General features: G+C 36.2%; 6 protein-coding genes, 1 tRNA gene and 1 pseudogene. 3 read left to right on the top strand and 5 right to left on the bottom strand.

Annotated features, from left to right (window positions below; all coding sequences use genetic code 11):
* Together ABS768_RS17410 and ABS768_RS17405 are read right to left on the bottom strand one after the other, a co-directional pair.
* Nucleotides 1-8,768: toxin TcdB middle/N-terminal domain-containing protein (locus tag ABS768_RS17410; RefSeq protein ID WP_408076233.1), on the bottom strand; the 8,768-nt coding region annotated here is incomplete at its 3' end.
* A 1-nt stretch (nucleotide 8,769) separates the two neighbouring features.
* Nucleotides 8,770-11,439: a T9SS type A sorting domain-containing protein gene (locus ABS768_RS17405; protein WP_408076232.1), complete on the bottom strand. Its 2,670-nt coding sequence runs from the start codon at nucleotides 11,437-11,439 to the stop codon at nucleotides 8,770-8,772.
* 442 nt (nucleotides 11,440-11,881) lie between these two features.
* Here ABS768_RS17405 and ABS768_RS17400 point away from each other — a divergent pair.
* Nucleotides 11,882-12,238: pseudogene (locus ABS768_RS17400) on the top strand (recombinase family protein); the annotation flags it as partial.
* 748 nt (nucleotides 12,239-12,986) lie between these two features.
* On the opposite strand, the gene ABS768_RS17395 reads toward ABS768_RS17400, so the two are convergent.
* Nucleotides 12,987-13,060, bottom strand: a tRNA-Ala gene (locus ABS768_RS17395).
* A gap of 109 nt (nucleotides 13,061-13,169) precedes the next feature.
* Between ABS768_RS17395 and ABS768_RS17390 the strand changes: the two genes are divergently transcribed.
* Nucleotides 13,170-13,940, top strand: coding sequence for an enoyl-CoA hydratase/isomerase family protein (locus tag ABS768_RS17390; RefSeq protein WP_408076231.1), 771 nt, complete (start codon nucleotides 13,170-13,172; stop codon nucleotides 13,938-13,940).
* On the opposite strand, the gene ABS768_RS17385 is transcribed toward ABS768_RS17390, so the two are convergent.
* Nucleotides 13,930-14,568, bottom strand: a complete 639-nt coding sequence (locus ABS768_RS17385; protein WP_408076230.1) for a 2OG-Fe(II) oxygenase — start codon at nucleotides 14,566-14,568, stop codon at nucleotides 13,930-13,932. The genes ABS768_RS17390 and ABS768_RS17385 overlap by 11 nt on opposite strands.
* A gap of 112 nt (nucleotides 14,569-14,680) precedes the next feature.
* Here ABS768_RS17385 and ABS768_RS17380 point away from each other — a divergent pair, with 112 nt between their 5' ends.
* Nucleotides 14,681-15,133: a 6-pyruvoyl trahydropterin synthase family protein gene (locus tag ABS768_RS17380; protein ID WP_408076229.1), complete on the top strand. Its 453-nt coding sequence runs from the start codon at nucleotides 14,681-14,683 to the stop codon at nucleotides 15,131-15,133.
* Between the two features lie 87 nt (nucleotides 15,134-15,220).
* On the opposite strand, the gene ABS768_RS17375 is transcribed toward ABS768_RS17380, so the two are convergent.
* Nucleotides 15,221-15,386, bottom strand: a 166-nt coding sequence (locus tag ABS768_RS17375; protein WP_408076234.1) for an OmpA family protein, incomplete at its 5' end; no start/stop codon positions are given.

Genomic DNA, 15,386 nt, shown 5'->3' with positions numbered 1-15,386 from the left:
TCATTCTCAGAAACACCTACCCACGACGGATATTCGGTAATCTTTCTTGGTGCATGCGGTTGCTGGTAGCCATAACTGTTAGGCCCTGCAACAAAGGCTCCTGTTCCGTAGTCTGAATACTTTAAATCATAGCTGTTTTTCTCAACCACAACCTGATTGCTAACATTACCTCCATAGCTACTTACCAGTCCCTGGTTATGCAACTGCACTTTATTGTCAATGGTATGATCTAAATTATACTTCATTGTCAACTGATAATCCTGCTGCAAATAAGGCGTACTAACATCGTTAGATCCCGTATAACTACCCGATGCCCCCACAAGCTGGTTGTAATCGTCATAAGCGTAATTGTGTGTTACAGCCCCTCCTATTTGCCCGGTAGCCGGTAGCGTATTGGCAGGATCTTCTGTTTTTATGGACAGGATATTAGACAAGGCATCAAATTCATATTTTTTGGTAAGACTCATATTGGTAAACGAATGTGATAAGGCATTCATCCTCCTCCTTACATCATAATCATAATAAGTTACTGTACCGTTACCATAGGTCATAGAGGTTCGTTCACCATAATCGTTATAATTAACATTACTAACAATATCCTGTAATCCAGAGATACCATCTATTTCACTATCTATTTTTTCTATCATACCAGCCTTATTATAATGGTAATGAACACGTTCAAAATCAGGATAAATAATTTCCTGAACACGGTTCCAGCTATCATATTCCCATCGGGTTATAAACCAGAATGACTGATAGCCTGCCACGGCTACCGAGCGAAGGTTTTTAGTTACTTCTCCCATGTGACCATAACCAAACATCTGTACCCCCGAAGCATCTTCCTGATACAGTAATCTACCTACAGCATTGTTTGACTCTGCTAACGCATTACCGGGTTCTCCATAAGTATATTTCACCTGGTTTTGCGGCATTTGTGGGTATTCAACACGTATCAGCCTGTGGAAATCATAATAGTAATTAACCTTTTGGTTTCCGTTTAACAGCATGTTAGAATTACTCTGCTCAATTATATTCCCCTTTTTGTTGTATTTATAGGTTATCACACCACGGTCAGGATGCTGCATTTCTGTAACTCTTCCCGCTGTATCGTATAAATAGTTGGTTACAAAACTATCATTATCTGTAATACTGGTCAGTTCATTAATGGCATTATACTCAAACAGGGTTGTAATCTCATTATTTTGTATTGTTTTTCTCTTACGCCCCCTTATATCAGTATAAGTTGCCATTGTTTGGGAAAGCTCATTGGTAACATTTTGTACCAGCATACCTTCGTCAACAGAATAGGTGATTTGTGTAGTTTGAGATTCTCCCGGTTGTTTTACCGTTTTTACACGGTCTTTCTCATCATAAGTCATTACGGTAGGTGCCAGCATAGAAGAAGCTGCTACATATTTATATGACAGGTGTGTAGAAGACAAACTGTATAGGTTTGTAGGATAGTCTGTTTGAGTAGCAGGAAGGTATGCATTTAACGTTCTTCCAAATGCATCTTTTTTCTCAAAACCACTTAGCATCCATTTCATGGTCAAGTCTGATTTATGCGTTTTTTTAACCTGTACAGGCTGCCCGAAACCGTCTACTATACTTATTGTAAGGAACTGATTATTGCTTATTAACGGATCAAAATGACGGGTTACGGCATAATGCTGTGCGTGTGTTGGATTACTGCCTCCCGGTTCAACAGCCTGAAAAACTCCTGTAGCCGCAAGCATGTAAATGTTTGAATTTATGTTCCCTGTTATGGCCTCTTCCCCCTTATACTCCATTCGTATGGTCCATTTACTACCACTTCCACCTTGATTTTCTATTGCCATTTCATTTGGCCCGGTTACTTCAATTACACGTCCACGGGTATCAATACGGGTACGCATTTGCTCCCCGTTCATATCAGTACTCAGTACCGGTGTACCAAATAAATATTCGTATTGCATTGAAGAACTCTCTCCAAATGAATTATTAAAAGCAATTGGATATGTACGCAGTGTAGTATCATAAGTAATGCCCTGAGCATAATAACTTGAAGAAGCATCCAGATTATCCAAATCGTTTACGGTTGTAAGGTTACCATAAGCATCATAGCTAAAACTAACCCTGTTATTTTCTGTACCATTAAGTTTGGTGGTAACTTTGCTTAATTTACCCAAACTACTGTATTCCGCACTTCTGTAACGCATAAGGGTGTTACTGCTGTTTTGATAAACACTTATGGTTTTAGGGAACCCAGTACTGTTTTGCAGTGAGCCTACAGATGAGTAGTAGGTAATGTCACTCCTGTAAGTATCGTCTCCTCCTTCGCCATAATCAATATAGGAAGTTAAATTACCATTTTCATCATAATCCAGAAACTCCGTTTCCGATGTTAACGAATCCCCGTTTTCATAATTTATTGAAGTTACTTTAGCTACTGCAATGAAAAGTCGTGACTGATCTAATAAAGATTCAGACAATCCTACCTGTAAATAACTGTTTTCAAAACCTGCATCCATGTTCACCTGAGGTGTTTCGGGATCCAAAAGGTTATATAGGGTTGTTTTTAGTGAAAGCGGCTGGCCCGAAGCCGTGTACATTGCAGTAGATTTTACCGCCCCACTTAGATAATAGTTCTCGTTGTGATAAGTAGTCACTACAGATCTGTATACAGACTGATTTGATGGGTCCAGCTGCTGTACGGTAACCTCGCCAAAGCCTAAAAACTCCCTTTCTCTCCTGTCGTATTTTGGATTGGAATAATTTACGGAAGCCATAGAATAATCTGTTTTATAAGGATTATCGTCTATAAAGCCATCATAAGTAACTACAGAGCTTAATACCCATTTATTTTGAGGCAAGTTGTAGGTATTACCATTTCTCTCGTAATCTATTATCCAGCTACCCCCAAGTGGTGTGTTTACCTTTTTGAGTAAGTGGGTTTTACCTACTTTATTTAAACGGGTGCTTATATTACTGTTATTAGTAGTTCCGCTTTTGTTAATAACATCTACAAAGCCATCACCATCCAAATCCTGAAGTGTAGTTCTTTTTTCATTAAAACCGGCATTCAAACCTACCGATGGCGAAGCTGTTATTTTAACTGCAAGGCCCGGTAGCGGAGTAGGTATAGTATGCCCGTAGGTATACGATCCGTAAACATTACCTGATAATGAGTAGTTATTATCAATAGTAGCACCATTGTAGAATGTTCCTGCCGGTCCTGTGAAATCCTTCCCTGTATTTAACAGATAATCATATTTGCCTGTATTCGGGTCCTCATAAACCAAATCAGGAAGCCCGTCCCCATTTACATCCAGTAGCATTACATTTATATCTGCATTACTTTCCGCTGCTCCAAAACCGGCAGCAAAGGAAGAACTGAAAGAATAACCGCCTCCAGCAGAAGTATTGCTCCTGTTGCTGGTTGTAAGATCAACACTTGACTGGCCTGTTGACCATTCGACTGCATCAGTAAAGTCATAACCCGTATTCAAATGTACACTAACAGTGGTTCCGCTAAGGGTTACCTTATCAGGTAATCCATCCCCGTTTATATCCGTCCATTGTTTTGAGTTAAATGATTTACCGGTACTTTCATTTACACCTGCATTGATATTGGTGAGGGTTTTATTCCATGCGGAGTTACCATTAGATGATTCGGTAGAATTAGGGTAATTCCCCGGAGTTGATATACCTTCGGTATCATCCTCACTTTCATCTCCGGCATAAAAACCGGAAGCCTTAACATTACTTGAAAGTGCACCAAGCATATTGGTATACTGTATCTTATCGCTAACAATATCCGGGTAACGGTCACCGTTTAGATCCAAATGCATATTTAAAACTTCGGAATATGCCTCACTTTGTGTTCCTGAGTACACTACAAAAGTCCCGGATTCTGCACTACCTTTAGACTCGGCTCGTTGCTTCATCCCTATAAATATGTTTGTTCCGGATGTAACAATATCATCAGGGTCAATATAAACATCATATAGGCTCTGTTCTCCAAAACGGCCTACAGTAGCTGTTAACAATCCCGCACTGTTAATACCATAAATAGCATCTTTAATGGAGCCGTTCACAAATTTATTATCCGGGCTACCCTGATTATATAGTGTATACCTAACTGATGTATCCCCTGTGGTTGTTGGTGCAACATTATAATCTGTGTTATCATATTGCTGAGCATCAGATTCATCACCAAAAACATTTATATCTATAGGATTGGCGCCATATTGAACTGGAGACCCGAGGTTAGATATATTACCCTGATCATCATAAGTAAAGCCTAAGCCACCATTATATAAAAACTGCCCCCACCCTCTGTAAGAGTAACCGTAGAAGTCAGGGCTTTGTGCCATAAATGGTGTTCCAAAGATAACCTGAGGAAAAGAGTAGTTACCTTGTTCTGCGGTAGCAAGATCAATAAATACAGAACCTACATTGTTTGTCCCAAAACGACTGTCTTTAATATAGAAAGCCGAGAAAATCTTCCCGTTACCATTCTTAATCTGTTTCACCCTTTCCTTGGTTAGGGTATAACTAAAATATGACGGTTGGGTTGTTGGAGTAATAACATCATTTATATTTTTGGTTTTTGTAAAATGATAATTCCAAACTCCCGATGAACTCTCAGTAGTCCTATAAATATAAAGGGTTTTATTAACTGCAGCTTTTATGTTGTTTGCATCCTGTTCTTTTACAACCCAATTAATTTGTAACGGAAAATCATCCGCTCCAAAATTGTTTAAGAACGACGAATAATAGCCCGATACTCCTAAATCATGATGAACAATTAAAAGAGGATCATCATTTTCAGCTGACGAATTTATAACCGGATTCATTAAATCAGAACTTGTTATCCAGTATTTAGTCTGATTTATATTGTTATCATATGTCATATAGCTAACAGACGGATATTTGGTACCCAAGTTAGTTCCGGTAATTTGCGGATGCCAGTTAATACCTCCCCAGTTAACATTTGATGTGCTTTCAACCGAAAAGTAAAACACATCTTTTAAAGATGAACTGGTAGCTATACCATGCGTAAACTGATTAGCCGTACCGGAAAAAAATCCGGTTTCATGATCATATACCCTTTCCCAAACCCAGCTTGGGCTTGTAGTCTGGTCACCCGTGGTAAGATCAATCCGTACTTTTTTAATAATAAACCTTATATCATCAGAAAACTCATAAGGAGCAAAAGTAGAGTTATCCAAATTGAACTTCAAAGTAACACTTGAATCTCCGTTACCTCCACTTATAGCACCTCCGTTATTTAGCATAAAATCCTGAGTTGAGTTATAAACATCTACATATTTTCCATTTTCATCTATGTGATGAGTATAAGGTAATACAGTGGTACTATCATATGTTATAATAGGGTTCCATTCCATTTCTCCTCCATATCCATAATCAAGGTTGTGAACCCTAAAAAAGATTATGTCTCCCTTATCAACAAGAATATTTTGAGGATTTATCGTAACACTCTGGTTAACAGTTGCCATTGCTGTTGTTGAAACAACTGTATTAGTTCCCTGACTTACATCATACCTTTCAATGGTAAGTCTAAATTGATTGGTATTATTGTCTGCATCTACATTTTTAGTTCTCAACTTTGCAATACTAACAATATCTACCTTACCTGAAAATGGTGCTTTCCAGGCTTTAACGTGATCATATTGCGGATGCTCACCCCTTATCTCATCTAGAGTCTCTAATCTTAATCCGTCAATAATAGAAGCATCTACTGCTCCAGGTTCAATAACGTTTTCCGAATTAGTTACACTTGTTCCAAAAGCCCTGTGAGTAGAGTTTTGACCTAAAGAGGTTGTATTGAAATAAACCCTTCCGTTTTTAGCTATATCAGGTAAACCGTCTCCGTTAAAATCAGTAAAATAGTTATTCGTTTCTGTTTTTGTTTTACTCCAGCTTTTACCTACACCCAGTAAGCCCAAAGCATTAGCATCAACCCCCTGACCAAACGTACTTGATTTTGTAGTACTTAGTAAAGAAACTCCCTCTACATCAATTGTACTGCCAAATCCGTTACCTGTATTAGGCCTATAAAAAACACCATTATCATTTTTATATACTTTATCCGGTAATCCATCACCATTAATATCTATAAAACTAATTTTGGTATCCTGATCGCTTTTACTGTAATTACCTGAAAAACCTATAGTGGTATTTACCTGCCACGGATTGTAGCCTATACCAACACCAGCTCTTAAAGCAAATGAAGAGCCTGACGATGTGGAAGTGCCCAATGCAGAACCATTTGGTATAATACCCGTATCACTGGCTATATCGTATAAAAGAGACGTTATCTCATCATCACTACCATTGCTCCATGTTGTGGATGTTGATGAAATTATATCTCCACTACCCACTTGATCATAATATTCCATAGTGTTTGTATAGAATAACTTATTGGCTGTATCAAACTCACTGACTTTGATAAGATGCTGTTTTCCAAAAGCCTGTTCCTCATAATCAAAACGATACGTACGTATTCGCTGTGATGAGCTTCCCTGTACAAACGATACTTGTATCTCTGTCAATAAATCATCTATAATTTGAGTATAGCCATTTCGATTATTAATCATAACATCACTCCTATTAAGAGTGCTTGTACTTTGTCCTGAAGCTGCTACAGTATAATTATTCCTTTTAAAGTCTACTGTGTAGTAGTTACTTATACCTGAACGCCTTGTATAACTTATTCGTGAAATATAAAATTCATTACCGGTAATACCTGCACCAGGTAAAGTATATGCCGTATTCTGGGCATAAGTGTAATCTATATAATTCCCAAAAGGATCTTTAACCCTCTTTAAAGCCCAGTAAGCTATATTACCTGAAGGTGTTCTAATTACAGCAGAATTATCTACTCCGGTAACACCTCCGTAATAACTCTTATTTCCTTGTTTATCTGTAACTTCCCACCAATAATTTGAAGGAGAGGTCCCGTGACGTATTATTTTTTGATATCCACCCTCCTTACGCATATAAAACTGACGTTCTGACTGCCTTGGTATATTTGCCTGCCTGTGTGGGTTAGTATAATCTCCAGATGCTGTTTGAAGTACCAAATCTCCCCCACTTAACGAATAAAGCTCTGATTCATACGATGAAAATGTAGGCACACCCCATTTAGTATTAATACTGACACCTTCTGTTGCCAAATTCCAACCCATACCCATCCAGCCATTACCTGCCTCACTGTTATATGTGACAGCCAAAGAAGGTTGCAATCCATTACGCCCACCTGGCAGTTTTATAGGAAAACTTGTTGAGGCTGCACCTGTACTGTTTGCACTTGGAGGAGCGATGCTTACCACTCCCGATGCCGGATCGGCATATTTCATGTCAGAAATAGTAGTTGGGGTAAAACTTCCTGTTTCGGGAGATTCCGGTACCTTTATTACACCATTTATAAAATCAGTCTCATTATTGTAAACAGTCGAGATTATTTCTTTTTTCACATAATCCAAGCTATCTACCTCCAATACTTTCCAGTTTCGCTGCGTCTTATCAAAATAAAATGTCTTTACATCTTTTGCAGTATAGCCTGAAGGTATTTTTTCAGGGTCATATTTCAAATGAAGTTTTAAACCTGTACTATCCGGCATATTATATTTCTGTAATCTATAACCTGAAAAACTTCCTGCTGTTACATTTTTAAGATCGTCTTCCAGAGTTTTAAGATCCTTAAACTCTAAACCGGAAACAGTAACCTTTGCCATTTTATCTGTTAATACTGAATTATCAATCACACTAACAGAAAATGACGTATCATAATTTAAAACACCTGTTGCCAGTTCATTATCGTTATAAATTCTGCTATTGTTAATTAATACCGATTTATTGAAATCAAAACTCACATCCGATTTCTGATAATCCGACACTTCATATTTTACAGTGTGCTTTTTATTGTTTTTATCAGAATAGGTAACTGTTAATTCCTTTACACTTTTTGAATTATTATCTGAAGCATATTCAAAAACATTATCACACAAAGCAACATCAGTACCATTCACGATAACTTTCTCCACCTCATTGTTTAACACTACACCGGTTAAATAAATATGTCCATTATAATTTGTAACTGAACTTACAGAAATAGCTACATCGCTTTGCTTTTCCTTCAGTTCAATTTTAAGATTTCTTATTTTATACTGATAATTATCGGATACCCTTCTGTTGAAGAAAATAGTATTTTCCCCTTTAACCAAATGACCAAAAGCAACGGGTTCCTCTACAGATTGCCACTTGTCTGATAAAACAGCAGTTTTACCTCCGTAAGATAAATTGTCATTAATACTTTTTGTGGTTTGTGAAGCTTCTGCTACCCCATAAAGATCATAACTTAAAACCGCATTATAATTATTAAAGTCTATGTCTTCAGGAAGATTAACGGTAAAATAATTATCACGTGAATTCTCCGCTTCAACTTCAAACAACTTACCTATAACACCCTGAGGCTCCCGGGCATAAAAAACAGTAGCAGGGCTTGTTATTTTTTCCTTATTAACTTTATTATTTTCTTCTTTATTAGATTTGCTAAAATCCTTATTATTATCTGTCTCTTCACCCCTGTAAGAAAAAGATGCAGAATTACTACTTGAAATGCTTATTACCTCTTTATTGCCATAATAATCAATCATCATTTGCTGAACAGGCTGACCAAACACAACCAAATTCGTTAAGACAGATATAATTACATGAACTGCTGAAGACTTTCTTATTGTTTTAAAATAATTAACTGCCATATTATCTGATTATTATTTTGTCTGTTACTACAATACCATTTGTTTTTGTACATATGAAGTATACCCCTGAGGCTAAAAGACTGAATGATAAATGATATTTAGACTCTCCTGATATATAGGTTTCTTCTATGATAGCTCCTGTAGGGCTAAGTATCTGTACTGTACCATCAAATATCTCACTTGAGGATATTTCATAATAAAATGTTTGATTAGGATCACTTGGATTTGGATATACTTTTGCCTTTAACGAACTATTATCCGATTGAGCTTCTGCCTGCTTTAACTCTGTTTCAAAAGCGGTGGTTTGTGCAGCACCTGCCTCAACTTCCCAATATCCCTTAATTCCGAAACTATCACTAACCGAACATCCCGAACTTAAATTAGTGACAACAACCTTAATTTCCTGCAATGTACTTGGCAAACTGGTATTCAAGTCAATTGTTATGACAGGTCCATAAATACCCAATGACTGATTGTTTGAAAACCACTCGTATGCAACATTAGGATTAGTGACCAATAGTGAAGCATCTAAAGTAAATGATGTTAGAGGGTAAGGATTGGCTATTGGATAGGAATAAGTACTTTCATAGCTTATAGATATACCTGCCTGTTGCAATTGACTTAAAAGATCCACCTCAATATTCAACAAAGGATCATTTATTGTAAAGCTTGACTGATAAACTTCACCATTAATATCTGTACTTGTTATAGTATAATTACCAAAATTAACTTCAGAAAAGTAATATGATTCCTGATTATGTACCTGATGAATCGTTTGATTAGGACCCGTAATAAGCGTGGTAAAAGGTCCTACTCCTCCACTTAAATTAAGGGTAACATAGCCATGCGGGTCTTCACATTGAAAACCGGGACTGATTGAACCTGTAAATTTATAGTAAACATTAATCGTATCAGAATCACTACAAATATGATTGCCACTCAAAACTTCAACTGTATATTCCCCAGGTTCACTTGTAACCAATACCGGATCATAATACTCTAAAAGAACCCCGTCACGATACCATTTGTAAGTAGCTTCAGGATCATTTATATACTGGCCGGCATTTAGTGTCGCTTGTGGCTGAGAAGCTGTCAAAATTATATCTGGTCCTAAATCAACATTTATAGGATAAATATCTACAGTAACCGTAGTACTGTTTTGGTTACCGTTTGCGTCAACTACTGTAACTGTATAAGTATATGGAGAAACAGCATTAAAGGCCATTTCATTCTCATTAATTTCATAATTATCACCTGCTCCTGTATCTATGTTCTTTATCTCAATCCTGTAAGGAGCTCTGCCCCCGGTAATGACCACATAGGATTTTACATTTTCATCATCACAATCATTATCAAATCGTACCTGAACTATCATTTCAGGACCAACACCAAATGTATATTGATCAAAAACTCCCTGATCAGTATCAAAATATATTTTTTCAAAAAATGCATAAGCACCCTGTATGCTTCCTGCCTCATAGTAGTCAACATACTGACTGTCAAAATGTGATTCCTCCTGATTAGTAACATATTTATCATGCAGCATCCATAATTTTAACGATGGATCGGACTGCATAGCCTGATATATTGCAGCATTAAGATTAAATTTAAAATACATAGGAATTGTAATCGATTCAACCCCGGTATTTTGAGAAAGCCAAACCCTTCTTAATGGTTTTACGTTAAAAGCATTAAGGCTCTGAAATCCATCTGGACCATTATTATCTCCAAAAACAATAAAGTTTTCATCCTTAATACCTACCTGCTGCTGTTTTATAGGATTGGTACTGGCTAATGTGCCTACTGAAGCTATCAGGTAATCCTTATAATGTACACTCTCACTCTGTAACTGGTTTAAATTGGAGATTTTATCGAAACCAATACCAAAAATCCTATTTTTGAATATATTATTATTACTTTTTTTCCAAAAGACTATATTCCTGGCACTTTTATATGAAACAGATTTATCCAATGTTATCCCATATTTTAAAGCCAGATAAGACTCAACCCTGTTCTTCTGATTTGAACTCAGCTCAAAAGGGAAAGATATGAACTCAGGAAAATTCCCCCTAAAATATTGGCTGGTTGATTGAGGGTTAGTAAAACCTCTACCAATATAAAATGCCGTTTCTCCCTGATAACCATAACTTTTAAACTTTTTATCTACCTGATATTTATTCCAGTGATAAAAATTAACATTAGCATTATTAATACTTTGATAAGAGGAATATAAACCATCTATATAAGCGGATTTATTAGCTAAATCAAACTGATTTCTTATAATTGAATCCGTTTGAGGCATTCCTGCCAAAGATTCATTCCAGTCTGTTGTTAAATGAGCTGAATTATAAGACGGATAATCGGGCTCCCCAACAAAAAAAACGTTTCGTGAAGTTGTATTCTCTAAAGCGGCATTATACCAGAAACATAACTGAGTGGCTTTGATTGAATGATTAAAATTAAACAGAGCATTAGCTCCCGGATTCCCGAAACAAGGTTTTATAATTATATGCTGTGCACTCTGATTTGGATAACTACCCTGACTCAAATCATTATAATCTACAATATACCAAGCTTCGGCTCCGGAGACTCCTCCCGGGAAATAATTTTGTGCGTTCATGTTGGCAAACAGCAATAGCACAACAAAAACAATCGCGTGTTTTGGTTTCATAATAATAAAAGGTTGTATGGTTATAGAAGTATATCATGAATAAAAATATCCTTTTGATAAGGGGCTATATTTATTCAAATAAATGATGGATACTGCTTTTATGAAGTCAATAAAAATCCCATAAAAACAAATTAAAGAAGTGGTTTTCATAGTAAGATGTGGTTGATTTACGCATCATAAAACTACTTAAAACTGTTAAAAATTTAACTTTTTTAACAGATTATTAACATTTAATAACACTTATAATTCACAACATAAATGATTTTTAAACTCTTTTAACAGTATTGTAAATAGCTTTCAAAATTGTATTTTTACTTATGATTCCCAACTTGGTATTGAAATTCAATCAATTCAACAACCTATTGATTTTAGTATACCTGAAAGTAAAGTACTTCTTGCAATTTATTTGACTTTACCGGAAGTTGATAATGATAGAAGATCAATGAAGATTAAAGAAGGTATTAGAGCAGCATTAAAGTCAGGAAGATGGAGTAGAATAGCACCTATTGGTTATAAAAACTCTAGAGATGAAAATAATAAGCCAATCATAGTACCTGATGAAAAAGCTAAACACATAAAGTTTGCCTTTGAAGAAATATCTAAAGGTTTTTCACAACAATATATCATTGAACAGTTAAGGAAAAAAAATATTCATATCAGTCGTAATAATTTCTCCCACCTTTTACGAAACTGTCTATATATTGGAAAAATAAGAATCCCTGCTAATGAAACCGAGCCTGAACAAATAATCGAAGGGATACATGAATCAATCATTGATAATGACTTGTTTGTAAAAGTTCAGGATATATTAAATGTCAGTTACAAAAGAAGTAAAAGGGGAAACTCAACAAAAGCAGAACTCCCTTTAAGAGGGCTTCTCTATTGCTCAAATTGCAGAAACAAAGTTACAGGTAGTGCAAGTCGAAGCAAAACTGGGGCAAGACACTTTTATTATCATTGCAATCACTGTAAAAAAGAAAGGTATAGAGCAGAAGTAGCTAATTCATCTATTGAGTCTTTCCTGACTGAGCTAAAATTCAGCAACACGACTATTGATATTTATACAGACATACTTAAACTATTGAACAAAAAAACAAACAATACTCAAGCTGAAAAAAATGATTTGAAGCAAATAAAAAGTCAAATATCAATTTTGGAATCAAGAATTGATAAGTTACAGGATTTATTAATTGATGGAGCTTTTACGATTCAAGAATATGAAAAAAAGAAAGTTCAATTTCAAACAAAGTTAGATGAACTAAAAGCTTATATATTACCTTCTAATACTATGGATAAAGAAACTGAGAGTAAGCTAGAGCGAGGAATTAATCTACTTGTAAATGCCAAAAAAATATATCAAAAAGCGGATGTGGTAGAAAAGCAAAAGTTATTGAGTTCGATATTTCCTGAAAACCTTGAATTTTCAGAACAAAAATGTCGAACCCCTAGAATTAATCAATTACTAACCCTTATGTTGTTGACAAATAAAGATTTAAACAAAATAAAAAAAGGACAATTCTTTAAAAATATAGAATTGTCCCAACCAGTGGAGAAGATGGGAGTCGAACCCACGACCTCTTGCATGCCATGCAAGCGCTCTAGCCAGCTGAGCTACATCCCCAAAACTGTGAAGCAAATATAATATAATTCACTACTAAAAATACAAACTTTTAAAGTTTTTGTTTTTCTCTTTTTCATTTTGCTTTAATTTTACCAAAAACAAAGCAAGCATGAGTACTACAACCAGACCTAACGGGTCTTTATATACAAAAATAGAAAACAAAATTGCTACTGTAGAATTTGGTCATCCGGCAAGTAATTCCTTTCCGGGAGAACTTTTACAGCGATTAACAGACGAATTTAATAAACTTAGTAATGACCCTGAAGTAAGTATCATCATACTTAAAAGTGAAGGCGAAGGTGCTTTTTGTGCAGGAGCGTCGTTTGATGAGCTTCTTGCCGTATCTAATTTAGAAGAAGGTGCTGTTTTCTTCGCAGGCTTTGCTAATGTTATCAATGCTATGCGCAACTGCTCCAAGCTTATTATAGGCCGTATACACGGAAAAGCTGTAGGTGGTGGCGTAGGCCTGGCTTCTGCATGTGATTATGCCCTGGCTACAGAAGGAAGTGCCATAAAGTTATCTGAGTTTACTATAGGTATCGGTCCGTTTGTAATCGCTCCGGCTGTAGAAAGAAAAATGGGTAAAGCCGCACTTGCAGAGATGACACTTGCGGCACACGAATGGAAAAATGCCTACTGGGCACAGGAAAAAGGTTTATATGCCAAGGTATTTGAAAATATAAAAGAGCTCGACAGTGAACTTGAAATCTTCAGTTCTAAACTGGCATCTTATAACCCTGAAGCATTAGACGAAATGAAAAAAGTACTGTGGGAAGGCACCGAAAACTGGGATACCCTACTGGTAGAACGCGCAAAAATATCAGGAAGACTTGTACTTTCCGATTTTACAAAACAAGCTTTGGAGAGGTTTAAAAAATAGCCTCTCCCCTTGTTTTCAACCAGCCTGTAATACTTAAACGTTCCTGTTTTACAGGCTTAACCTCGTGCTCTAAAACGCTGCTTTCAAAAATTACCATACGCCCCTGTACCGGGTAAATATTCTCTGTGCGTTCTCTTCCATTTTCCGGAATATAAACAGCCAGTTCACCTCCATATTCCGGTAGCCAGTCTTCTTCATTAAGATAACATACTACAGACAGTTTTCTTCTACTGTCATTTTGAAACGTATCCAAATGACGCTTATAAAAAGTCCCTTCAGGATATAAGGCGTAGTGGAATTCCTGTTCAGTAATCCCCATAAAGCAGGTTCTGTTAAGGTAATCAATAAAATGATTCAGCCTTGCAAAAAACTTAGTTTCAGCAGAATTACACTTGCTTTCGTCTAACCAAAAAATAAAATCACCCCTAACGGCTTTCATAACCTGTTCGTTAGACCAGTTTCCAATAGCTGATTTTTTGAACTGATCGTCATCATATTTACTTAAGAGGCTTTGGCGAAGCTCAAGTACTTCCTCCACAGGGAAAAAGTTTTCTACTACACTATATTGCTTCTCTAAAAGGTCAGTTATAACCTTTTCATACAACGGATTCAACTGTAACTCATCCATATAGCGCCATAATTAAAAAAGGCGAGCAAAGATAACTGGAAAACCAATACGTTGAGAATAAATTAATGCGATGCATTTAATTTAGTAAATTTGCACACTTAATACTATTATAATGAGCAAAATCAGGATTACAAAACAGTTTAATTTTGAAACCGGACATGCCCTTTACGGATATGACGGTAAATGTAAAAACGTACATGGACACAGTTATAAACTATCGGTAACTGTTATAGGCAGTCCTATTACCGACACCAACAATGTTAAGTACGGAATGGTAATTGATTTTGGCGATCTTAAAAAGATAGTTAAGGAAGAAATTGTAGATATTTTTGATCATGCTACCGTTTTCAATCAAAACACGCCTCATATTGAGCTTGCTAACGAATTAAAAACAAGAGGACATCATGTAATTCTAGTAGATTACCAGCCTACTAGTGAAAACATGGTAATCGATTTTGCTACAAAAATTAAAAGCAGACTACCGGAAAATATAGCACTACATTCATTAAGGCTTCAGGAGACCGAAACTTCTTTTGCCGAATGGTATCAGAGCGACAATCAATAAAAGAAGCATACATAATAAAAAAAGCAGCCCAATGGGCTGCTTTTACTTTTTTGGTTGGTTTAAATTGTTAAGGCGATTTATAATTGATTATTTTTTTACAATAATAAACTCAGATCGTCTGTTTTGAGCATGTTGCTCTTCGGTGCAGTTCTCTTTGCAGTCAACAAGTGGTTCGTTCTCACCATATCCCTGTCCGGAGATACGCTCCTTAGCGATACCTTTTGAGATGACATACTGAACTGTAGCCTTAGCC

The sequence above is a fragment of the Flavobacterium rhizophilum genome (assembly GCF_046000485.1).
Lineage (GTDB): Bacteria > Bacteroidota > Bacteroidia > Flavobacteriales > Flavobacteriaceae > Flavobacterium > Flavobacterium rhizophilum.
This window is presented reverse-complemented; position numbering and strand designations above follow the sequence as displayed.

Excerpts from the sequence above, each read along its gene's own strand:
- ABS768_RS17405 (WP_408076232.1), bottom strand. The coding sequence starts at position 11,439 with ATGAAACCAAAACACGCGATTGTTTTTGTTGTGCTATTGCTGTTTGCC.
- ABS768_RS17390 (WP_408076231.1), top strand. The coding sequence starts at position 13,170 with ATGAGTACTACAACCAGACCTAACGGGTCTTTATATACAAAAATAGAA.
- ABS768_RS17385 (WP_408076230.1), bottom strand. The coding sequence starts at position 14,568 with ATGGATGAGTTACAGTTGAATCCGTTGTATGAAAAGGTTATAACTGAC.
- ABS768_RS17380 (WP_408076229.1), top strand. The coding sequence starts at position 14,681 with ATGAGCAAAATCAGGATTACAAAACAGTTTAATTTTGAAACCGGACAT.